Below are 20,510 nucleotides of genomic sequence, written 5' to 3' on the forward strand. Positions count from 1 at the left end.
TGCCGGGCGGGCACTCGTCCGGCCCGAAGATCAACGCTGGGTGATGCCGGAGATCTTCCACTTGTCGCCCTGCTTCTCGGCGTTGACGACGACCTGCGCCGGGCCGACCGAGGGCTCGCCGCCGACGTCGGTGCGGGTGGCGTTCTGGTCGACGAACAGCAGCACCTCGGCGCGGTCGCCTTCCAGCCGGGTCACGCTGCTGGCCTTGACCGTCGTGGTGACGACCAGCTTCTGGATCGGCGCCTGCTCCTTGACGGTGATGAACAGCTGCTCGTACTCGCCGACGGCGGCGCCGGTGAGCAGGTCCTGGGCGGCGCGTTCGGTCTTGCCGGTGTCGGCGAAGTCGTAGGAGAAGATCTTCTCGATGCCGTCGGTGATCTGCCCGTTGACCTCGCTGGTGGTGGCCTGGTCGGAGAGCGCCCGGTTGCCGTTGTTCGCGCCGTAGGCCTCGATGCCGAACCAGGTGGCGAGCCCGACGAGCAGCACCGTCGCCGCGACCATCGCGATGATCAGGTTCTTGGTCCCGCCGGGACGGCCCGCCGCGGTGGTTTCCGCGTCCGCCTCGGAGGAGTCCTGTTCGGTCCGGTCGTTCGGCGACCACGTGGGATCGGTTCCGGCGGACGGTTCGACGTCCGGCCGGTACGAGTACACCGGCTCCTGGCGGGCGGCCGGAGTGGTCTCGTGCGTCGTGCCGTTGCGCTTCGCGCGCCCGGCCTTGCCCGTCGTCACCGGACCGTTCGGCTCGGCCGCGGGCGTGGTGTTCGCCCCGGTCGCGTCACCGTTCGAAGACTCCGCGGGCGAGTCGTCGAGTTCCGCGTCCGTCGAAGCGGCCTGGTCCGTCTCGTCGGGCGCGGCCGCGGAAGCCTCCTCCGCCGCAGGCGACGAAGCCTCGTCGGCCGCGGGCGCCGCCGAGCCGGTTTCGGCGTCCGGCCCCACCTCGGTGATGGACTCCTCAACGGCCTCGGTCGAATCCTCCGGCCGGTTGAGCCCGATCCTCGTGCTGGAGCCGGTGGAACCGGAACGGCTGCGCTGACCGGCGACGCGCCGCCGCGACGACGATCCGGGACGGCGGGGACTGGACACGGGAACCACTCCTAGTACGAACGAGTCGGCACAGCTGAATCAGGTCGGGGTTCAGCCGACCGCGACGGGACCGAGGACGCTGAGTTTCCAGTCCTGGCCCTCACGGGTCAGCTCGGCCTGGTATCGACTGCGCTTCTCCGTGGGCGGCTGGCCGTCCGGGGTCACGGTCACCTTCACCACGGCGATCATGCGGGCCTTGCCCGCGCGTTCGTTGAGTTCGGTGAGCCCGGCGGAGAGGACTTCCGCCTCGGTGACCGTCTTGGCCTGGGTGATGCTGTCGGCGTACTGCTGCCGACCGCGCACGACGTCCTCGTGCAGCGGGCCGGTGGACGAGCTTTCCCACAGGTCCAGCCCGCGTTGCACGTCGCGGTGGTCGAGCGTGTTGAAGTTGATGATCGACTGGGTGCCTGCCTGCAACGCGTCGTCCCGTTCGGCCGCGTAGGAGGCGCTGCCCCCGTTGGCCGCGACGGCCCAGCTGACGCCGAAGAACAGCGCCGCCACCAGGGCGATGGAGAGTGCGACCGCAGGGATCAGCACTGGCGACCGTGGGGTCCTGGACGGGCGGTTCTCGGATTCGGGGCCAGGGTCGGCCTCGTTCTCGGTCATCGGGTCACCTCGTTTCACGGTGCCGTCGGGGTGTCTCACTGTCCAGGTGCGTTCTGCGCCCCACGTACGTTGACCGGGCTCCCCGGTGGCTCCGCACAGTGTGCATCAGTGTTCAGCGGCACCGGCGCGAGGTCGCTTCCCGCACGTTTGACGGTTCCTTCGTAACCCGCTGTGCACGGCAGCGGATCGAAGATGTTGAGCGCGAGCCCGAAGTGCGCGGTGCCGTCGCCGGGAACCACGCTGTAGCCGCCCGCGGAGACCATCGGGTAGGTCACCATCAGCTGCTCGATGCCGTCGTTGTTGGCGGCGAGCAGGTCGGTGGTGCTGGTCAGGTTGGTGACCAAGGTGCCCAGCTGCGGCCCGGTCTCGTTGAGGAACCCGCTGACCTGGCGCGCGGCCGGCGGGGCATTCTTGATCAGCTTCCGCAGGTCCGGGTCGGAGGTGCGCAGTTGCTCGGCCAGCAGCTTCAGGTCGGAGCTGTAGGAGCGGATCGCGGAGCCCTGCTCGTTCTGCGTGGCGAGCACCGTGGTGCCGTCCTCCAGCAGTTGCCGGGTCTGCGGCAGGTGCTGTTGGGCTTCGGTGGTGAACTCCCGCGTCGTGTCGAGCACGCGCTGCAGGTTGCCGCCGTTGTTCCGGAACGCGGTGCCGAGTTCGTTGACGACGGTGCGCAGCGAGTCCTCCGGCACCGATTTGGAGAAGTCGTCCAGGTTGGTCATCAGCTCTTCGACCGGAAGCGGAACGCTGGTGGCCGCCTTCTTGATGACCGAGCCGTCCTTCAGGTACGGCCCGTCGTCGGTCCGGGGCCGCAGGTCGACGTACTGCTCGCCGACGGCGGAGCGGTTGGTGACCACGGCGTCGACGTCGGCGGGGATGCGCTTGTGACCGGGCTCGATGTCGAGCGGCACCTCGACGCCGCCGCTGGTGAGCTTCATTTCCCCGACCCGCCCGATGGGCACCCCGCGGTAGGTGACCTCGGCGTTGTCGAAGATGCCGCCGGAGTCGGCGAGGTTCATGGTCACGACGTAGCCGCGCGGTCCGAGCAACCGGTCCAGCCCGGCGTAGCGGGCGCCCGCGTAGCCGATGCCGACGAGCGCGATCGCCAGGAACGCGACGATCTGCAGCCGAGTTTTGCGGGTGAGCATCAGTCATCGCCTCCGAACAGGAAGTCGAGCAGCCCACCGTCTTTCTCGTCCGGCTCAGGGGCGGGGGACGTTTCGGGAGACGTGGGCTCGGTGCCCGCTCCCGGTTGCTGCGGCGTCTGCGGTTGCAGCGGCAGCGGCGGCGCACCGGGCAGCTGGATCAGCGGCTGCCTGGCCCGGCCGAGGTTGCCGAGGATGTTGGTGAGGTTGAGGTCGGCATCGATGTAGAGGTTCGTGTAGTCGCCCTTGATGCCTTCCGCCGCACCGTCGGTGAACGGGTAGGTCAGCAGGATCTCGAAGGACTTCGGCAGGTCGTCGCCCGCGGCTTCGAGGTTCGCCAGCGTCGGTTGCAGCGCCTGCAGGTTGTGCACCAGGTCGTCCTGGCTCTGGTCGACGACGTTGGTGGCGACCCCGGAGAGCCTGTCCAGCGACTGGAGCATGGTGACCAGCTGCCCGCGCTGGTCGTTGAGCACCCGCAGTCCGGGTTCGAGGTCGCGCAGCGCGGTGTCGATGTTGCCGCGTTGCTCGTTGAGGCTCGCGGAGAGCCGGTTGACGCTGTCGAGCGCGCGGGTGATGTCGTCGCGTTGCGCGTCCAGCCCGGCGACGAGTTCGTCGAGGTTGCCGAGCAGGTTGCGGGCGTCGCTCTCGCGCCCTTCGAGCGCGTTGTTGAGCTCCCGGGTGATGTTCTGCAGCTGGGACACACCGCCGCCGTTGAGCAGCAGCGACAACGCGCCGAGGACTTCCTCGACCTCGGGGTTGCGGCCGCTGCGGTCGATGCCGATGACGTCGCCGTTGATGAGTTTCCCTTGCGGCGCCTCAGGTTCGGGCGGCGCGGCCAGTTCGACGTACTTCTCGCCGAGCAGGCTGGATTGGCGCAGCCGGGCGGTGGCGTTGGCGGGCAGCTCGACGCCCCGGTTGACCTGGAGGATCGCCTCGGCGTCCCAGGAGCCGGGGGCGAGTCCGATCTCGTTGACCCTCCCGACGGGCACGTCGTTGACGCGCACCCCGGCGTTGGGCACCAGGTCCAGCACGTCGGCGAACCGCACCTTCACCTGGTAGGGCTTGTCGCCGAGGTCGGCTCCGCCGGGCAGCGGTAAGCCGGAGACGCCGGTGAATCCGCAGCCGCTCACCAGCACCAGCGCGGTGGTGGCGAGGGCGACGATCTTCCCGGCGCCGAACCGGGCCGAGCCCGGCCGGGCCGCCCGCCGGTGCGCGAGAGTTCCGCGGCTGATCACTGGCCACCTCCGGTGACGAGCGGGGCACCGGTGCCGCCGAGCGGGAAGGGGGAGTCGCCGTTCTGCTGCGCGGGCGGATTTCCCTGCAGCTGCGAGAGCAGGTCCCCGATGCTGGAGATGGGCAGCAGCCCGTCGAGCACCGGTTGGATCGCGTTGCAGGCGTCGAGCACGTTGTCCGGCAGTTGCAGCGGAGTTCCCGCGGCGGGCTGGCGGACGAGCTTGCACACGCCGACAAGCGGCGGCTCGTTCAGCTCGTTGATGACCGCGCGGGTGTCGAGGGTTCCGGAGGCCGCGTTGTACGAGTTCTGCAGGTTGCCCAGGGCCAGCGGCGCGTCGGTCAGCGATTCGGACAGCGCCGCCTTCTGGTTCACCAGCACCTGCGCCACCCCGTTGAGCTGGTCCACATTGGACTTGAGCCCTTCCCGGTTGTCGCGGACGAAGGATTCGACCTTGCCCAGCGCGACGGCCAGTTCCGCCATCGAGGCGCCGAGGTCTTCGCGCTCCCCAGCCAGCAGCGAGCTGACCTCCTGCATCTGGGTGTTGAAGCGGCGCACCTGCTCATCGTTCGAGTTGAGCATCGAGGTGAACCGCTGCAGGTTGTCCACGGTGGCGAACAGGTCCTTGCTGCTGCCGGACAACGTGCTGCCCGCCTGGCCGAGGTGCTGCAGCGTGTCGGCGAGAGCTTGACCGTTGCCGTCGAGGTTGGCCGCCCCGGTGTTGAGCAGGTCGGTCAGCGCGCCGTCCTTGTTCGCTCCGTCCGGCCCGAGCGCGGCGGTGATGTCGTTGAGGCTGCGGTAGACCTCGTCGAGCTCGACGGGGGTCGCGGTGCGCTCCTTCGGGATGACCGCGCCGTCGGCGAGCTTCGGCCCTCCCTTGTAGACGGGAGCGAGCTGCACGTACCGGTCGCTGACGACGCTCGGCGACACGAGCACCGCGTTGACGTCGGCGGGCACGTCCACGTCGCGGTCCAGCGACATCGTCACGCGTACCGTCTGGCCGTTCGGGGTGACCTCGTCGACGGTGCCCATCGGCACGCCCAGCATCCGCACGTCCCCGCCCGGGTAGACGCCGACGGCGGCGGAGAAGTACGCGGTGACGCGCTTCTCGTTGGCTCCGTAGAACAGCCACCACACGGCGCCGGTGGCCAGCAGCGCCACCGCGCAGGCGATGGCGATCATGCTGGTGAGAGGTGGTTTCCGGGTGCTCATGGCTTGCAGCCCTCCGGGTTGAGCGGGCCGACGGACGGCGGCAGCAGGCCGCAGATGTAGGTGTCGAACCAGCGCCCGGTGCCGAGCACGTTGGAGAACACCCGGGTGAACGGTCCGAACGCCTCGATGCTGCGGCTGAGGTTGTCCTGGTTGCGCTGCAGCATCTTGGTGACCTTGTCGAGCTGGGCCAGGGTCGGCCCGAGCTGCGCGGAGTTGTCGTCGACCAGCCCGCTCAGCTGCGCGGAGAGCGCGCGTGTGCCGTCGAGCAGCGAGCTGATCTGGTCGCGGCGGTCCCGGATCTCCTCCAGCAGCAGGTTCCCGTCGGCGAGCAGCTTCTCGAACTCCGCGTTGCGGTCGGCGACGGTGCGGGACACGTTCGCGGTGTTCGCCAGCAGCTCCTTGAGCTGCTGGTCGCGCGAGGAGATCGTCTGCGACAGCGCGGAGAGCCCGTTGAGCGCGCCGCGAACGTCGTCCGGAGTGTCGGAGAACGTGTCGGACATGGTCCGGAAGCTGTCGGCGAGCTGCTGGGTGTCGATGCTGCCGACGGTTCGCTGCAGACCGCTGAACGCCTCGATCACGTCGTAGGGCGCCATCGTGCGGTTCATCGGAATCGGGTCCGAAGTGGACTGTTCCGCGTCACCGCGCGGGTCCAGCGCCAGGTACTTCTGCCCCAGCAGCGTCTTGATCTTGATCGCGGCCGTGGTGTTGTTCCCGATCCAGGCGTCCTTGACCCGGAACGACACCGCGACGTGATCGCCCTCGAGCTCGACCGAGCTGACCGTGCCGACCTTCACCCCGGCGACCCGGACCTCGTTGTCCGGCATCAGGCCGGCGGCCTCGCTGAAGTTCGCCTGGTACTGGCTGCCGCTGATCAGCGGTAACCGCTCGAAGTTCATCGCGACGACGAACCCGATGAGCAGCACCAGGATCCCGGCCACGCCGATCTTCAGCGGGTTCCGTTTTTGGAAAGACGTCATCCTTGGCACCTCGGCTGGGTCACCGGCATCAGCGGCAGCGGAATGTTCACGTCTCCGATGCCGACCTTGCCGGACAGTCCGCACAGGAAGAAGTTGAACCACGCGCCGTGCGTACCCGTCCGCGTAATGGTGTTCAGCTTGTCCGGCATGTTCTGCAGCGTCCGCTCGGTGATCGCTTCGTTGTCGTTGAGGTTCTTGGACAGTTCACCGAGTCCGGCGATGTCCTGCTGCAACGGCGGCCGCGCCTCGGTGAGCAGTCCGGCGGTGGTGTTGGTGAGCCCGTCCAGCGCGCCCACCGCTTCCCCGATGGACTCGCGGTCCTCGGAAAGCCCGGACACGACCTGCTGCAGCTGCACGATCAGCCCGGAAAGCTGATCGTCTCGGGCGTTGACGGTGCCGAGCACGCCGTTGAGGTTGTTCACGACCTCCCCGATCACCTGGTCCTTGGCGGCCAGCGTCGAGGTCAGCGATGCGGTGTGCGACAGCAGGCTCTGCACGGTGCCGCCTTCGCCCTGCAGCACCTGGATGATCTCGTAGGACAGCTTGTTCACGTCGTCCGGCGACAACGCCTGGAACAGCGGCTTGAACCCGCCGAGCAGCACCGTGAGGTCCAGCGCGGGTTTGGTCTGTGCCAACGGAATCGTGCCGCCCGCGGGCAGGTAGTCGTTCGGAGCGCCCGCTCCCTGTTCCAGCGCCAAGTAGCGCTGGCCGACCAGGTTGCGGTACTTGAGCGTCGCCCGCACCGACTTGGGCAGTTTGCGCTGGGAGACGTTGAACTCGACCTCGGCGAGGCGGCGATCCACCACCTTGATGTTCTCGATCTGGCCGACCTTGACCCCGGAGATCCGCACCTCGTCGCCCTCGTTGAGGGCGGTGGCATCGGTGAACCGGGCGGTGTAGGAGTCCGCGGAACGCAGGTCGTTGTTCGCGATGGTGATCACCAGAAGGCCGCTGGCCAGCACCGTGACGAGCACGAAGATGCCGAATTTGACCAGTGGCCCGAGGACGCCGCGCGCGTTCATCGGTAGCTCACCTCCGCTCCGCGCAGGACCGGCCCGACCAGCAGCGAGCCCCAGCCCGGCACGTCCTGCGCGGACGTGCCCATCGTCGGCGCCAGCACCGTCGAGACCATGTCCCGTTCGGTGGGCGAGTTCTGCAGTCCGAGGTCGTCCCGGGCCGGTGCGCTCGCCGACTGCGGCGAGGTGCCCGCGGGTGCGCCGCCGCTGGGCAGCAGGCCCTCGTTGCCGGTGCGGGCCGCGGGCGGCGGCTCCGAACCGTCGTTGAGCGGGCCGTCCGGCGGGTACTGCGGGAACGGCTTGGGACCGTTGACGTAGTCGTAGCAGCGCGGCCCGCGCTTGTCGCCGTAGACGGGTTCGTCCTGGTTCGGGACGTACTTGCCGCGGTTCGGCACGATTTCGAGCGTGATGTGCAGACCCGGCTCCTTGGTGCCGACGCCGAAGGCATCGTTGATCAGCGGGACGTAGTCGGCCATGCCCTTGAGGAAGCACGGGTAGGACGGCGAGTACTTGGCGAGCACGTCCGCGGTGGGCCGCGCCGACTCGCCCAACCTGATCAGGTCGTCGCCGTTGGCCTCCAGGAAACCGGTCGCGTCGTTCGAAGTCGTGGTCAGCTGCGAGGTCAGCGACCGCAGGTTCTCCTGCTGATCCACCAGCGTCCGCGAGGTCGTCGACAGATCACCCAGCGCCTGCAGCACGTCCGGCGCGGCCTGCTCGTAGGTCTCGGCCACCCCCACCAGCTGCCGCAGGTTCTCCTGCAACTGCGGCACCGACGGGTTGAGCCCCTCGACGTAGTCGTTCAACCGCGTGATCGTGTCGCCGACTTCCTCCCCACGACCGTCCAACGCCTGGTTCAACGAGTTCAACGTCGCCGCCAGGTCGTCCGGGTGGATCGCCTCCAGCACCGGCATCGTGTCCGCCAGCACCGTCTCCAGCTCCACCGACGCCCGCGACCGATCCTGCGAGATCACATCACCCGCCGCCAACCGCGTCGACGACGACTGCTCCGGCACGTCCAGCGACACGTAACGCTCACCGAACAACGTCCGCGGCAACAAGCGCGCCGACACGTTCGACGGCAGCAGCTTCGCCTTGTCCGGCTCCAACGCCAAGTGCAGCTCGGCACCCTCGTTGGTCGGCCGCACCTCGTCGACCCTGCCGATGATCATGCCGTGTGCTTTGACGTCCGACTCGGGCAGCAGCTGGTTGCCGCTGCGCGCGGCCTTGAGCACCACGTCCACGCTGGACTCGAAGGCGCGCTGGTAGGTGGCGATCGTGAATGCGAAGAACAGCACGATGCACATCAACAGCGCCAGACCCAGCAGTCTGCGCCGCGCCGTGAACAGTGCGCTGCGAGTACTCATCCCGTGATCCGAACCGTCGTCGTGGTGCCCCAGATCGCGAGGCTGAGGAAGAAGTCGAGCAGTGCGGTGGTCACGATCGCCGTGCGGACCGCACGTCCGACCGCGATGCCCACTCCCGCCGGGCCGCCGCTGGCGCGGTAGCCGTAGTAGCAGTGCGTCATGATCACCACGACGCTGAAGATGAGCACTTTCAAGAACGACCACAACACGTCCTCCGGTGGGAGGAACAGGTTGAAGTAGTGGTCGTAGGTGCCCGCCGACTGCCCGTAGAGCTGCACCGTCACCGTGCGCGCCGCCAGGTACGAGGTCAGCAGCCCCAGCACGTACAGCGGCACCACCGCGACGAACCCGGCCATCACCCGAGTCGTCACCAGGTACGGCAGGCTGGGCACGCCCATGACCTCCAGCGCGTCGATCTCATCGGAGATCCGCATCGCGCCGAGCTGCGCGGTGAACCCGGAGCCGACCGTGGCCGACAGTGCGAGACCGGCCACCAGCGGCGCGATCTCGCGGGTGTTGAAGTACGCCGAGACGAACCCGGCGAACGCCGAGGTGCCCAGCTGGTTCAGCGCCGCGTACCCCTGGAGGCCGACCACGGTGCCGGTGAACAGCGTCATGCCGATCATCACGCCGACCGTGCCGCCGATCACCGCGAGCGCCCCGCTGCCGAAGCTGACCTCGGTCAGCAGCCGCAGGGTCTCCTTGGCGTAGCGGGTGATCGATTTCGGGATCCAGCCCAGCGTCCGCAGGTAGAACGACATCTGGTCGCCCAGATCGTCGAGCATCTGCAGTGGTCGTCGAGCCACGCTCTTCACGCGCTGCGTCATCGTCGTCATGCCCGCTCACATCCCCTTGGGCGGCACGACCTGGAGGTAGATCGTGGTCAGAATGAAGTTCACCGCGAACAGCAGCAGGAAGGTGATCACCACGGCCTGGTTCACCGCGTCCCCGACGCCCTTCGGGCCGGGCGGCGGGTTCAGGCCGCGGTACGCCGCGACCACGCCCGCCAGGAAACCGAAGATCAACGCCTTCAGCTCGCTGATCCACACGTCCGGCAGCTGCGCCAGCGCGTTGAAGCTCGCCATGTAGGCACCGGGCGTACCGCCCTGCATGATCACGTTGAAGAAGTAGCCGCCGAGCACGCCGACGACGCTGACCATGCCGTTGAGCAGCACCGCGACCAGGATCGCCGCCAGCACCCGAGGCACCACGAGGCGCTGCACCACGGAAACGCCGAGCACCTCCATCGCGTCGATCTCGTCGCGGATCTTGCGGGAGCCGAGGTCGGCGCAGATCGCCGAACCACCGGCACCGGCGATCAGCAACGCCGTCACGATCGGACTGGCCTGCTGGATGATCGCCAGCACGCTGGCGCCACCGGTGAACGACTGAGCACCGATCTGCCGGGTCAGCGAACCGAGCTGCAACGCGATGACCGCGCCGAACGGAATCGCCACCAGCGCGGTGGGCATGATCGTCACGCTGGCGATGAACCAGCACTGCTGGATGAACTCACGGAACTGGAACGGCCGGCGCGGAATGGACCGGATCACGTCCAGTCCCAGTGCGAACAATCGGCCCGTCTCACGCAATCCCCCCGCACCCGGGAAGGACCCTGCGCTTCTCGCCCGCGATCGCGTGGGCGGTGCGCTCACTGCTCACCACCTTTTTGGCGTCCGAACCAGCGGCGGCGGGCGCTCACCGGTTCGTCATCGGGCTGGAAACCGGACTGCAACGACGGCTCACCACCGCGCGGCCGGGGCCGCGGGGACGGGCGGGCGTGTCCGTGGCCGGGCTGAGCGGATCCGTGCGGACCCGGATTCGTCGGCGCTGCGCTGTGCGGCGCCTGGTTCTGGGGCGCCTGGTGCTGGGGCTGCGGCGCCGGATTCTGGGGAGCCTGCGGCGGGGCGGCCTGCCGTGGCACCTGCGCGACATCGCCCTGCGGCAGCGAGCCGCTCATCGACGGAGCCGGAGCGGCCGCGGGCACGGGCGCACCGCCCGCCCGGACGCCGTAGTGCTCGCGCTCCTGCGGGCTCATGCTCTTGAAGATCTGCTGCTGCGCCTCGGGACTCAGCGAATGCAGGTTCGCCATCACGCGGTCCTGCCTGCGGCGCACCGCGGTCCGCTCGGGCAGCCCTGGCGAGACGTCCAGCTGCGGGATGATGTCCGGGACGCCCTTGTCGCCTTCGAGCTCGGCGAGCTCCGCGGCCATCTGGCCCGCGTCCTTCTCCTCGCTCATCCCGATCGGCCCTTGCCTGCGACCGTTGAGGAACTGCTCGACCACCGGCTCACGCGAAGTCAGCAGCACCTCCCGCGGGCCGTACATGACCAGGTTCCGGCGGAACAGCATGCCGATGTTGTCCGGGACCGTGCGGGCCGTGTTGATGTCGTGCGTGACGATCAAGCAGGTCGCGTCGATCTGCGCGTTCAGGTCCACGATCAGCTGGTTCAGGTACGCCGTGCGCACCGGGTCCAGACCGGAGTCCGGCTCGTCGAACAACAGAATCTCGGGGTCCAGCACCAGCGCCCTGGCCAGGCCGGCCCGCTTGCGCATACCGCCGGAGATCTCACCGGGCAGCTTCGACTCGGCGCCGAGCAGCCCGACCATCTCCATCTTCTCCATGACCACCTGGCGAACCTCGGACTCGTTCTTCCGAGTGTGTTCACGCAGCGGGAAGGCGATGTTGTCGTACAGGTTCATCGATCCGAACAGCGCGCCGTCCTGGAACAGGACGCCGAACAGCTTCCGGATCTCGTAGAGCTTGCTCTCCGAACAGTCGCAGACGTCGACTCCGTCGATCAGCACTTTGCCCTGCTCCGGCTTGAGCAGACCCACGAGCGACTTCAGGAACACCGACTTACCGGTACCCGAAGGTCCCAGCAGCACGCTGATCTCCCCGGTCGGCAGGGTGAGCGACACGTCCCGCCAGATGGTCTGCGCGCCGAAGGACTTCGACAAGCCCTCGACCCTGACCTCGACACCCATCCGGCACCTCCGCGTTCCTTCGTTGGCCGCGTTACTCGCTGGCTTCACTCCGCCAGGTGCAGTAGCGCACCCGATTGGGGAGCCTCGCATATGTGACTCGACTAACCGACGTCAGGAGCGTCACACCTATGCAACGAGCGAGACCGGCACAGGTTACTCATGAGTTCACTTGGATTCCCAGAGGCGGACGAAAACCGTTCCGAACTGTCCGAATTCGTGGTTCCGCAGGCCGAAAAAATCAATGAATTGTGCACGGACAGAAAAAGGGCGGGCACCGAGAGTCGATGCCCGCCCAGTTCTCCAATACACCGAGTGATCGCCGTGGAAACGACCGGCGGCGAAAGGTGATCCAGTGCTCGATGAGCCCCGCGATGATCGTTATCCGATCGGTTTGCCCATGGAACGCAGAACGGCCCCGCGGTGCGGGGCCGTTCGTAATGCGGAAGTGCCTGCCGCCCGGTTCCGGCCCGATGGACGCGGAACCGGACGGCGCGAGATCACTTCAGGGAGATCTTGGCGCCGGACTCTTCCAGCTTGGCCTTGGCCTCGTTGGCCTTGTCCTTGTCGACCTTCTCCAGGAGGGCCTTCGGGGCGCCCTCGACGAGCTCCTTGGCCTCCTTCAGGCCCAGACCGGAGACGACCTCGCGGACGACCTTGATGACCTGGATCTTCTTGTCGCCGGCGTCCTCCAGGACGACGTCGAACTCGTCCTGCTCCTCGACCTCGGCGGCTGCGCCACCGGCGGCCGGGGCGGCCACGGCCGCGACCGGGGCGGCGGCGGTGACGTCGAAGGTCTCCTCGAACTGCTTCACGAACTCGGAGAGCTCGAGCAGGGTCATTTCCTTGAAGACGTCCAGCAGCTCGTCGTTGCTCAGCTTGGCCATGACGGCGTTCCTTTCAGATCTGCGCTCGCCTGGGCGAGCGTTGCGATGTGCGGGCGGGGTCCCGGCGCGCGCGGCGTTCCGGGCCGGAGCGGATCAGGAGTCCGCCTCGGCGCCCTTCTTCTCCTGCAGCGCGGCGCCAAGCCGTGCGACCTGCGATGCCGGGGCGGCGAACAGGCCCGCAGCCTCGGTCAACTTGCCCTTCAGCGCGCCGGCCAGCTTGCTCAAGGTGTCCTCGCGCGAGTCCAGGTCGGCGATGCGCTCGACCTCGGAAACCGAGATCGCGCGGCCGTCCATGTAGCCGCCCTTGATCACCAAGGACTTGTTGTCCTTGGCGAAGTCGCGCAGCGCCTTCGCCGCGTCAACCGGCTCGCCCTCGATGAAGGCGATCGCGGTGGGACCGACGAACAGGTCGTCGAGGCCTTCGACCCCGGACTGCTCGGCGGCCCGCTTGACGAGCGTGTTCTTCGCGACGCGGTAGGTCGTGCCCTCGCCGAGGGCGGTACGCAGCTGCCCCAGCTGCGCCATGGTCAAACCGCGGTACTCGGTCACCACCGCGGTGGTCGCGTTGTCGAATCGATTCGCGATCTCATCGACCGCGTCGACCTTGTCCGTCCTTGCCATGTCGCCTCCTCTCTTCGATCGACTCGGAATCCGCGGCTGGCGGATTCGTAGCCGGTAACCGATCCCGAGGAGACGAAAAACGCCCCGGCGCAGCGAGGCACGGGGCGTACTAGGCACCGGCGCTGCAGAGCGCTCTGGTGCCGCCACGTTCTCCTGCGCGGGCCGCCCGCATCGCAACGGGACCTTCGTTCCTCGCGTTCGTGCAGAACGCGAAGAAAGACCAGCGGTCTTGGGTGGAACTGCACCAAGCGTACGGCAGCCCCGCACCGGCTCGGACGGCACCCCCGCAGCTCACCGATGCGGCCGCCGCGGGTGAGCGCGCCCGCACGTTGCGGACTCGGCCGCCGCCGCGCCGATCGGGTGGACGACGATCACGGCGCTTGCCCGGCACGGCAAGATGTCAGGCGTGGCCGACCCGAACGAGTCGCACCGCGACGACCGCTCCCCCCGACCCGACCCGACGCCCGACACCCCCGAGGTGGTGGACGCCGAACTGGTCGAGGTCTCATCGGACCAGCGCGCCCGTCCGGCGAACGCGACCTCGCCCGATGACGATCAGCTCCGGCAGTACCAGCAGTTCTTGGAGTTCCAGAAGTTCCAGGAGTGGCAACGGCAGCAGGGCGACGCACCCGGCCCGGCCGCGGGAGCCGCACCCGGCACCGAGGAGCCGCCCGCCGCGCCCCGGCGCCCGCGGGAGCGGCCGCGGTGGAAGAAGGCGCTGGGACTGCTGCGTTTCAAGCTCGTCCGGCGGCTGCTCTACCTCGTCCTGATCCTGCTGCTGCTGCTCTGGGTCTTCAGCCGAGTCACCGACAGCGGCGGTGGTGGCGGCGGCAACGGCGGTGCCCCGCCGGACGCCGCGCCGATCACCCCGGAATCCCCGCAGCAGGTGATCCGCGCGTTCTACAACTACGTCGCCCACCAGCCAGAACAGGCCTGCGCGCTGTTCACCGAACCGGGTAAGGCCGCCTTCGCCTACCACTTCCAGAGCGGCGATTGCACCACCGCGGCGCAGAAGGCCGGCGCACAGGTCACGCAGCCGAACTCCTACAGCAGCCCCCGCTTCACCAACGACGTCATGCAGCAGACCGGCTCGCAGGCCTTGGTCGACTCCTGCTCGCTGCAGGTCTCCGGCGGCCCGCCGCTGGGCAAGTTCCGCATGACCAGGCAGCCCGACGGCGGCTGGCAGATCGACCAGTACCAACCGACCACCTGCTGACATGCGAAAGCGGGCCGCCCGAAAGGGACGGCCCGCTTCGTGAAGCTCAGCGTCAGGCAGAAGCCTCGGTGAGGTTCCGGGTCTGCGCCGGGTCGACCGGAATGCCGGGACCCATGGTCGTCGTGAAGGTGACCTTCTTGACGTAGCGGCCCTTGGAGGTCGACGGCTTGGAACGCAGGATCTCGTCCAGCGCGGCCGCGTAGTTCTCCACCAGCTTCTCGGTGTCGAACGAGGCCTTGCCGATGATGAGGTGCAGGTTGGCCTGCTTGTCCACCCGGAAGCTGATCTTGCCGCCCTTGATGTCGGAGACGGCCTTCGTGACGTTCGGGGTGACGGTGCCGGTCTTCGGGTTCGGCATGAGTCCGCGCGGGCCGAGCACGCGCGCGATCTTGCCGACCTTCGCCATCTGGTCCGGGGTGGCGATCGCCGCGTCGAAATCGAGCCAGCCGCCCTGGATACGCTCGATCAGATCTTCGGAGCCGACCGCGTCCGCACCTGCGGCTTCGGCCTCAGCGGCCTTGTCGCCGGTGGCGAACACGATGACCCGTACGGTCTTGCCAGTGCCGTGCGGCAGGTTCACGGTGCCGCGGACCATCTGGTCGGCCTTGCGCGGGTCGACGCCCAGTCGCAACGCCACCTCGACGGTGGGGTCCATCTTGACCTTGGCGGTCTTCTTGGCCAGCTCGACGGCCTCCAGCGGCGCGTACAGCCGCGCGCGGTCGACCAGCTCGGCGGCCTGCTGATATGCCTTGCTGCGCTTAGTCATTCTCTGTCCTTAAAGGTGGATCAGTCGTGGTCGCGTAGGGCTGCGCGAGCCCTCCCACATGTGCCGGGTCGTCAGCCCTCGACGGTCAGGCCCATCGACCGGGCGGTGCCGGCGATGATCTTCGAGGCCTGGTCCAGGTCCTTGGCGTTGAGGTCGACCAGCTTGGTCTGCGCGATCTCGCGAATCTGGTCCGCGGTCACCTTGCCGACCTTGGACTTGTGCGGCTCACCGCTGCCCTTCTGCACACCCGCGGCCTTCAGCAGCAGCTTCGCCGCCGGCGGGGTCTTGAGGGCGAAGGTGAACGAGCGGTCCTCGAACACGGAGATCTCGACCGGCACCACGTCACCGCGCTGGGTTTCCGTGGCGGCGTTGTAGGCCTTGCAGAACTCCATGATGTTCACGCCGTGCTGACCCAGCGCCGGACCGACGGGCGGAGCCGGGTTGGCCTGGCCTGCCGAGATCTGCAGCTTGATGATCGCTGCGAGCTTCTTCTTCTTGGGCGGCATCTCTAGCTTCCTGTGTCTTCGGTGTCCGTTCGCCCGACCCGATCACCGGGCCGGGCACGGGCGGGGACCACGACGGTGGCTTCGCCCGTATCCACGGTAGGTCCTGCCCGGTCCTGCCGTGGCCGCCGGAATCCCCTGTGCACCGTCGCGAGACGGCTGCGGGGAGCCGGTCAGATCTTGGAAACCTGGTTGAACGACAGCTCGACCGGAGTCTCCCGGCCGAAGATCGACACCAGCACCTTGAGCTTCTGGTTGTCGGCGTTGACCTCGCTGATCGTCGCGGGCAGCGTGGCGAACGGACCGTCCATGACGGTGATCGACTCGCCGACCTCGAAGTCCACCTCGACCGAGGACTTCGCGGCGGCCGCGGGCTGGGCGGCCTTCTTGCCCGGCTCCGGCTTCGCTTCCTTCTCCGCCTGCGGCGCGAGGAACTTCAGCACGTCGTTGATGCTCAGCGGCGAAGGCTGCGAGGTCGCACCGATGAACCCGGTGACACCCGGGGTGTTGCGGACCGCGCTCCACGAAGCGTCGTTGAGCTCCATGCGCACCAGGATGTAGCCGGGCAGCACCTTGCGCTGCACCAGCTTGCGCTGGCCGTTCTTGATCTCGGTGACCTCTTCGGTGGGCACCTCGACCTGGAAGATGAAGTCCTCGACGTCCAGCGTCTGGGCGCGGGTCTCCAGGTTCGTCTTGACCTTGTTCTCGTAACCGGCGTACGAGTGCACGACGTACCACTCGCCAGGCGCGCGGCGCAGCGCGGCGCGCAGCTCCTCGACCGGGTCCGCTTCCACCTCGTCGGCGTCGTCTTCGGCTTCCTCGGCCGCCGAGGCGTCATCCGCCGGAGCGTCGTCTGCCGAAGTGTCGTCGCCGGCCGGAGTCTCGGTGGACTCCGAGTCGGCGGCGGACTCGGCCGAAGCCGATGTCTCGTCGTCGACGCCGGTGGCGGACTCGGTCGAACCGGTGCCCTCGCCGGAGTCGGCGCCGCGAGCGGAGTCGACGTCGTCGGCCGCGGCCGACACCTCGTCCTCGGCCGGCGTACCGGTCCGGGCGGTCAACTCCTGGTCCTCGTGGGAGGTTCCGTCTCCTGAGGTCACAGTGGGTCTCGCTTCCTCTCGTGCGTTATGCGCAGGGTCGATGGCGCGACAGCGGCCCGCTGTTCGCCGCGGGCCACGGCGCTCAGCCGAACAGCCAGAGCACGCCCTTGGCGAACAGCACGTCCACACCGGCCACGAACGCCACCAGAATGCTGACGAACACCAGCACCACAAGCGTGTAGGTGATCAGTGCCCGGCGTGTCGGCCAAATGACCTTGCGCAGCTCGGCGACGACCTCGCGCAGGAAGCGCCATGCCTTGCGGAACGGCGAGACCCGACCCTTCCGGCCGTCCCGTGCGGGAGTCGGCCGGCCTTTCGACTCAGTTGTGCGGGTGGAACCGTTGTCCGGCCCGTCCGCCCGTTCGCCGCCCTGTCGAGCGGAGGCACGGGAAGAGCGACGCTCGCGTCGTGCGGCGGCGCTGGAGGGCTGAGCGGCATCATCCTGCTGCTCGTCCGGCCCCTGCTCGCGGTCGTCGCTCACGCCTGCATCCTCCGCTCACCGTGTGCATCGAGCAGGGGTGACAGGACTCGAACCTGCAACCTGCGGTTTTGGAGACCGCTGCTCTGCCAATTGAGCTACACCCCTTCACGGCCGTCGGCCGCGACTGAACACACGATACGCCAGCCCCGATTTCGGCCTGCACCGAGCTCGGGTGCGGGTGTACCGGCATCCCAAGACGGGAAGTGTACGGGATCGTTCAACACCCCCCGCACGCACGTCCCGTTTAACGGAGAACGCCGAGGCGGGGAGCGCGACCGCGGCCCTCCGACCTCTGCCAAGATGCTCCCATGGCCGCATCACAAGATCAGTCAGGGCACACGTCGAAGCCACGGGTCTCCGCCCGCATCGGAGGGATCAGCGAGTCCGCGACGCTCGCGGTCGACTCGAAGGCGAAGGCGCTCAAAGCAGCCGGGCGGCCGGTGATCGGTTTCGGCGCCGGCGAGCCCGACTTCCCCACCCCGCAGCCGATCGTCGACGCCGCCATCGCCGCGTGCTCCGATCCCCGCAACCATCGCTACAGCCCCGCCGCGGGCCTGCCGGAACTGCGGGAGGCGATCGCGGCGAAGACCCTGCGCGACTCCGGCGTGCAGGTCGACCCGAGCCGGGTCCTGGTCACCAACGGCGGGAAGCAGGCCGTCTACCAGGCGTTCGCCGCGCTGCTCGATCCCGGCGACGAGGTGCTGCTGCCCGCGCCGTACTGGACGACCTACCCGGAGGCGATCACCCTCGCCGAGGGCGTCCCGGTGGTGGTCCCCACCGACGATGAATCCGGATTCCTGGCGAGCGTCGAGCAGCTCGAGGCCGCGCGCACTCCGCGCACGAAGGTGCTGCTGTTCAACTCCCCGTCCAACCCGACCGGCGCGGTGTACCCGCCGGAGCAGGTGAAGGCGATCGGCGAGTGGGCGCTGCGCAACGGCATCTGGGTCATCACCGACGAGATCTACGAACACCTCGTGTACGGCGCCGCCGAACACGTCTCGATCGTCGCGGCGGTGCCGGAGCTCGCCGACACCTGCGTGATCCTCAACGGGGTCGCGAAGACCTACGCGATGACGGGCTGGCGGGTCGGCTGGATGATCGCCCCCAGCGACGTGATCAAGGCAGCCACGAACCTCCAGTCGCACCTGTCGTCGAACGTGGCGAACGTGTCGCAGCGGGCCGCGCTGGAAGCCGTGAGCGGGCCGCTGGACGCGGTCGCGGAGATGCGTTCGGCGTTCGACCGGCGCCGCCGCACCATCGTGGAGCTGCTCTCCGCGATCCCCGGCGTCTCCTGCCCCGAGCCGGAGGGCGCGTTCTACGCGTACCCGTCCGTCAAGGGCCTGCTCGGCAAGGAGATCCGCGGCGTGCGGCCGTCGACGAGCGTGGAGCTCGCCGAGCTGGTGCTGGAGCAGGCGGAGGTCGCGGTGGTGCCGGGTGAGGCGTTCGGCACGCCCGGTTTCTTCCGGCTGTCCTACGCGCTCGGCGACGAGGACCTGGTCGAAGGCGTCCGTCGCGTCGCCGATCTCCTCGGCGAAGCGAAGTAACCGCATCCGACGGCGTACCGGGTCTTGCACCCACGTTTTGCCTGCCGCGAAGCGGATGAGCGGCGGCCCGGTACGCGGCGGGTGCTCAGCGGTCTTCTCACGAGGACGACGAGTTCGCCCGTGGCGACATTGCCGTCACATCGGCCTGCGGCGCGGTGAGAAGACCGCTGAGGCGCGGAGAACGACCGAGGACTACGCGGGAAGACGGACGACGGCATTGGCGCCGCCCAGGACGCCCTGGGCGGCGCTACGGGCCGTGATGGTGACCTTGACGGTCCCATCGTCGTTGACCGCGGCGACCTTCCCCGTCAGCTCGACGAGGGCGCCGACGCCGTCGTCCGGGACGACGACGGGCCGGGTGAACCGCACCCCGTAGTCCACGATCGCCCCGGGGTCTCCCGTCCACTCCGACACCAGCCGCCCGGCGAGCGCCATCGTGAACATCCCGTGCGCGATCACGTCCGGCAGTCCCACCTCGGTGGCGAACCGCTCGTTCCAGTGGATCTTGTTGAAGTCCCCGGAGGCGCCCGCGTACCGCACCAGGTCCTCGCGGGTCACCGGGACGTTCAGCGCGGGAAGCTCCTGGCCCTTCGCCACTTCCGACAACCGCACCGTCATGCCTGTTCCCCCTGTTCTGCCGTGCCGCGCGCCACCAGCGTCGAGAGCGCGGTGCACACCGGTTCTCCGTCGACGGTGGTGATCTCGGCGCGCACCGTGAGGAAGTCGTTGCCCGCGCGGGCCGTGATGTCCTCCACGATCACCTGGGTCCGCAGCACGTCCCCGGCCCGGATCGGGCGGTGGTGGGTGAAGCGCTGGTTCCCGTGCACGACCTTGCTGTAGTCGAGGCCCAGCGCCGTATCGGCCACCACGGCGTGGTGCGCACCCATCGAGAGGATCACGGCGAACGTCGGCGGGGCGATCACATCCGGATGACCGGCGGATCTGGCGGCCTCGGCGTCCCGGTGCACCGGGGAGGAGTCCTTGATCGCGTCGGCGAATTCGCGGATCTTCTCGCGACCGACCTCGTACGGCTCCGTGGGCGGGTATTCACGTCCGATGAATGACTGGTCTAGCGGCACCAGCGCAGGCTACCGATCAGGGCGCGATCGGCCGCCGCCAGACATGCCGAAACCCGCAGCGCATGAAAAACCCGCCGCGGCGGTGCCGGGCGGGTTTTCGAGTCCAACTGGAGCGCTGTGATCAGCGGGTCTCCTTGTGGGTGCGGTGCGTACCGCAGTTGGTGCAGAACTTCTTCATCGCCAAGCGGTCCGGGTTGTTGCGCCGGTTCTTGTTGGTGATGTAGTTCCGGTTCTTGCACTCTTCGCAGGCCAAGGTGATCTTGGGGCGAACGTCGGTGGCTGCCACAGAGGTGCCCTTCCTCTCTCGTACTGCGTCCTAGGAGGCTCGCTCGACGGACGTGGGCGAACCGAAGTGGTAGCGGTGGCCGGACTTGAACCGACGACACAGCGATTATGAGCCGCTTGCTCTACCGACTGAGCTACACCGCCGAGGAGAACCTTCCAGCGTCAGGCACCGAGGTTACCTCATGCAAAACAGCCACGGCACCCAGATACCCGAGCACCGCGGCCGTTTTCCGAGCCCCAATACGGAATCGAACCGTAGACCTTCTCCTTACCATGGAGACGCTCTACCGACTGAGCTATTGGGGCATGTCCTTGCGGAGCGATTAGAACTTTACACACCCGCCACACCGGCTCCGCAGCGGGGGTACCCGTTCGAGGAAATCCCAGTTCAGAGGCGACCAGAAGGCGCTCAGAGCCGAG

22 protein-coding genes and 3 tRNA genes are annotated in these 20,510 nt (G+C 68.2%); 2 read left to right on the forward strand and 23 right to left on the reverse strand.

Annotated elements, in window-relative coordinates; translation table 11 throughout:
• Positions 1-30: 30 nt before the first annotated feature.
• The 13 genes from H2Q94_RS28050 to rplJ form a co-directional block, all read right to left on the reverse strand.
• Complete coding sequence (locus tag H2Q94_RS28050; RefSeq protein WP_243790139.1) at positions 31-1,083, reverse strand: hypothetical protein; 1,053 nt, start codon at positions 1,081-1,083, stop codon at positions 31-33.
• Positions 1,084-1,134: 51 nt separating this feature from the next.
• Positions 1,135-1,689, reverse strand: a complete 555-nt coding sequence (locus tag H2Q94_RS28055) for a hypothetical protein (protein ID WP_243790140.1) — start codon at positions 1,687-1,689, stop codon at positions 1,135-1,137.
• Between the two features lie 35 nt (positions 1,690-1,724).
• The gene (locus H2Q94_RS28060) at positions 1,725-2,831 is read right to left on the reverse strand and encodes an MlaD family protein (protein WP_243790141.1); all 1,107 of its coding nucleotides are present in this window, start codon (positions 2,829-2,831) and stop codon (positions 1,725-1,727) included.
• Positions 2,831-3,991 carry an MCE family protein gene (locus tag H2Q94_RS28065; RefSeq protein WP_243795956.1) on the reverse strand — a complete coding sequence of 387 codons (1,161 nt, stop codon included), beginning with the start codon at positions 3,989-3,991 and terminating at the stop codon, positions 2,831-2,833. Before H2Q94_RS28065 ends, H2Q94_RS28060 begins: the two co-directional genes overlap by 1 nt.
• A 68-nt stretch (positions 3,992-4,059) precedes the next feature.
• Positions 4,060-5,271 (reverse strand): MCE family protein, encoded by a 1,212-nt coding sequence (locus H2Q94_RS28070; RefSeq protein ID WP_243790142.1) that lies wholly within the window; start codon positions 5,269-5,271, stop codon positions 4,060-4,062.
• Complete coding sequence (locus H2Q94_RS28075) at positions 5,268-6,248, reverse strand: MCE family protein (RefSeq protein ID WP_243790143.1); 981 nt, start codon at positions 6,246-6,248, stop codon at positions 5,268-5,270. Before H2Q94_RS28075 ends, H2Q94_RS28070 begins: the two co-directional genes overlap by 4 nt.
• A complete protein-coding gene (locus H2Q94_RS28080) occupies positions 6,245-7,270 on the reverse strand; it encodes an MCE family protein (RefSeq protein ID WP_243790144.1) in 1,026 nt (341 codons plus the stop codon). Before H2Q94_RS28080 ends, H2Q94_RS28075 begins: the two co-directional genes overlap by 4 nt.
• Positions 7,267-8,628, reverse strand: coding sequence for an MCE family protein (locus tag H2Q94_RS28085; protein WP_243790145.1), 1,362 nt, complete (start codon positions 8,626-8,628; stop codon positions 7,267-7,269). The genes H2Q94_RS28080 and H2Q94_RS28085 overlap by 4 nt, the downstream gene beginning before the upstream one ends.
• Positions 8,625-9,455 (reverse strand): MlaE family ABC transporter permease, encoded by an 831-nt coding sequence (locus H2Q94_RS28090; protein WP_397545500.1) that lies wholly within the window; start codon positions 9,453-9,455, stop codon positions 8,625-8,627. Before H2Q94_RS28090 ends, H2Q94_RS28085 begins: the two co-directional genes overlap by 4 nt.
• Before the next feature lie 15 nt (positions 9,456-9,470).
• A complete protein-coding gene (locus H2Q94_RS28095) occupies positions 9,471-10,283 on the reverse strand; it encodes an MlaE family ABC transporter permease (protein WP_397545386.1) in 813 nt (270 codons plus the stop codon).
• Positions 10,280-11,614: an ABC transporter ATP-binding protein gene (locus H2Q94_RS28100; RefSeq protein ID WP_243790147.1), complete on the reverse strand. Its 1,335-nt coding sequence runs from the start codon at positions 11,612-11,614 to the stop codon at positions 10,280-10,282. The genes H2Q94_RS28095 and H2Q94_RS28100 overlap by 4 nt, the downstream gene beginning before the upstream one ends.
• Positions 11,615-12,111: 497 nt before the next feature.
• Positions 12,112-12,498, reverse strand: coding sequence for a 50S ribosomal protein L7/L12 (gene rplL, locus H2Q94_RS28105; protein ID WP_243790148.1), 387 nt, complete (start codon positions 12,496-12,498; stop codon positions 12,112-12,114).
• 93 nt (positions 12,499-12,591) lie between these two features.
• Positions 12,592-13,119, reverse strand: a complete 528-nt coding sequence (gene rplJ, locus H2Q94_RS28110) for a 50S ribosomal protein L10 (protein ID WP_243790149.1) — start codon at positions 13,117-13,119, stop codon at positions 12,592-12,594.
• Positions 13,120-13,525: 406 nt separating this feature from the next.
• On the opposite strand from rplJ, the gene H2Q94_RS28115 reads away from it, so the two are divergent.
• Positions 13,526-14,335 (forward strand): hypothetical protein, encoded by an 810-nt coding sequence (locus H2Q94_RS28115; protein ID WP_397545387.1) that lies wholly within the window; start codon positions 13,526-13,528, stop codon positions 14,333-14,335.
• Between the two features lie 52 nt (positions 14,336-14,387).
• Here H2Q94_RS28115 and rplA read toward each other — a convergent pair whose 3' ends face one another.
• The 5 genes from rplA to H2Q94_RS28140 form a co-directional block, all read right to left on the reverse strand.
• Complete coding sequence (gene rplA, locus H2Q94_RS28120; protein WP_243790151.1) at positions 14,388-15,101, reverse strand: 50S ribosomal protein L1; 714 nt, start codon at positions 15,099-15,101, stop codon at positions 14,388-14,390.
• Positions 15,102-15,172: 71 nt separating this feature from the next.
• Positions 15,173-15,607, reverse strand: a complete 435-nt coding sequence (gene rplK, locus H2Q94_RS28125; protein WP_243790152.1) for a 50S ribosomal protein L11 — start codon at positions 15,605-15,607, stop codon at positions 15,173-15,175.
• A gap of 170 nt (positions 15,608-15,777) precedes the next feature.
• Complete coding sequence (nusG, locus tag H2Q94_RS28130) at positions 15,778-16,662, reverse strand: transcription termination/antitermination protein NusG (RefSeq protein WP_243795957.1); 885 nt, start codon at positions 16,660-16,662, stop codon at positions 15,778-15,780.
• Positions 16,663-16,783: 121 nt separating this feature from the next.
• Positions 16,784-17,182: a preprotein translocase subunit SecE gene (secE, locus tag H2Q94_RS28135; RefSeq protein WP_243790153.1), complete on the reverse strand. Its 399-nt coding sequence runs from the start codon at positions 17,180-17,182 to the stop codon at positions 16,784-16,786.
• 32 nt (positions 17,183-17,214) lie between these two features.
• Positions 17,215-17,287 (reverse strand) — tRNA-Trp (locus tag H2Q94_RS28140).
• A 203-nt stretch (positions 17,288-17,490) separates the two neighbouring features.
• On the opposite strand from H2Q94_RS28140, the gene H2Q94_RS28145 reads away from it, so the two are divergent.
• On the forward strand, positions 17,491-18,726 hold the full coding sequence (locus H2Q94_RS28145) for a pyridoxal phosphate-dependent aminotransferase (RefSeq protein ID WP_243790154.1): 1,236 nt from the start codon (positions 17,491-17,493) through the stop codon (positions 18,724-18,726).
• Positions 18,727-18,918: 192 nt separating this feature from the next.
• Here H2Q94_RS28145 and H2Q94_RS28150 read toward each other — a convergent pair whose 3' ends face one another.
• The 5 genes from H2Q94_RS28150 to H2Q94_RS28170 all read right to left on the reverse strand — a co-directional run bounded on the left by H2Q94_RS28150 (position 18,919) and on the right by H2Q94_RS28170 (position 20,396).
• Positions 18,919-19,344, reverse strand: a complete 426-nt coding sequence (locus H2Q94_RS28150; RefSeq protein ID WP_243790155.1) for a MaoC family dehydratase — start codon at positions 19,342-19,344, stop codon at positions 18,919-18,921.
• Complete coding sequence (locus H2Q94_RS28155; RefSeq protein ID WP_243790156.1) at positions 19,341-19,805, reverse strand: MaoC family dehydratase N-terminal domain-containing protein; 465 nt, start codon at positions 19,803-19,805, stop codon at positions 19,341-19,343. The genes H2Q94_RS28150 and H2Q94_RS28155 overlap by 4 nt, the downstream gene beginning before the upstream one ends.
• Before the next feature lie 121 nt (positions 19,806-19,926).
• Complete coding sequence (gene rpmG / locus H2Q94_RS28160) at positions 19,927-20,091, reverse strand: 50S ribosomal protein L33 (protein ID WP_243790157.1); 165 nt, start codon at positions 20,089-20,091, stop codon at positions 19,927-19,929.
• A 67-nt stretch (positions 20,092-20,158) separates the two neighbouring features.
• Positions 20,159-20,234 (reverse strand) — tRNA-Met (locus H2Q94_RS28165).
• Positions 20,235-20,323: 89 nt separating this feature from the next.
• Positions 20,324-20,396 (reverse strand) — tRNA-Thr (locus tag H2Q94_RS28170).
• Positions 20,397-20,510: the final 114 nt, after the last annotated feature.

Origin of the sequence: Saccharopolyspora gloriosae, from assembly GCF_022828475.1 — a bacterium.
Taxonomy (GTDB): Bacteria; Actinomycetota; Actinomycetes; order Mycobacteriales; family Pseudonocardiaceae; genus Saccharopolyspora_C; species Saccharopolyspora_C gloriosae_A.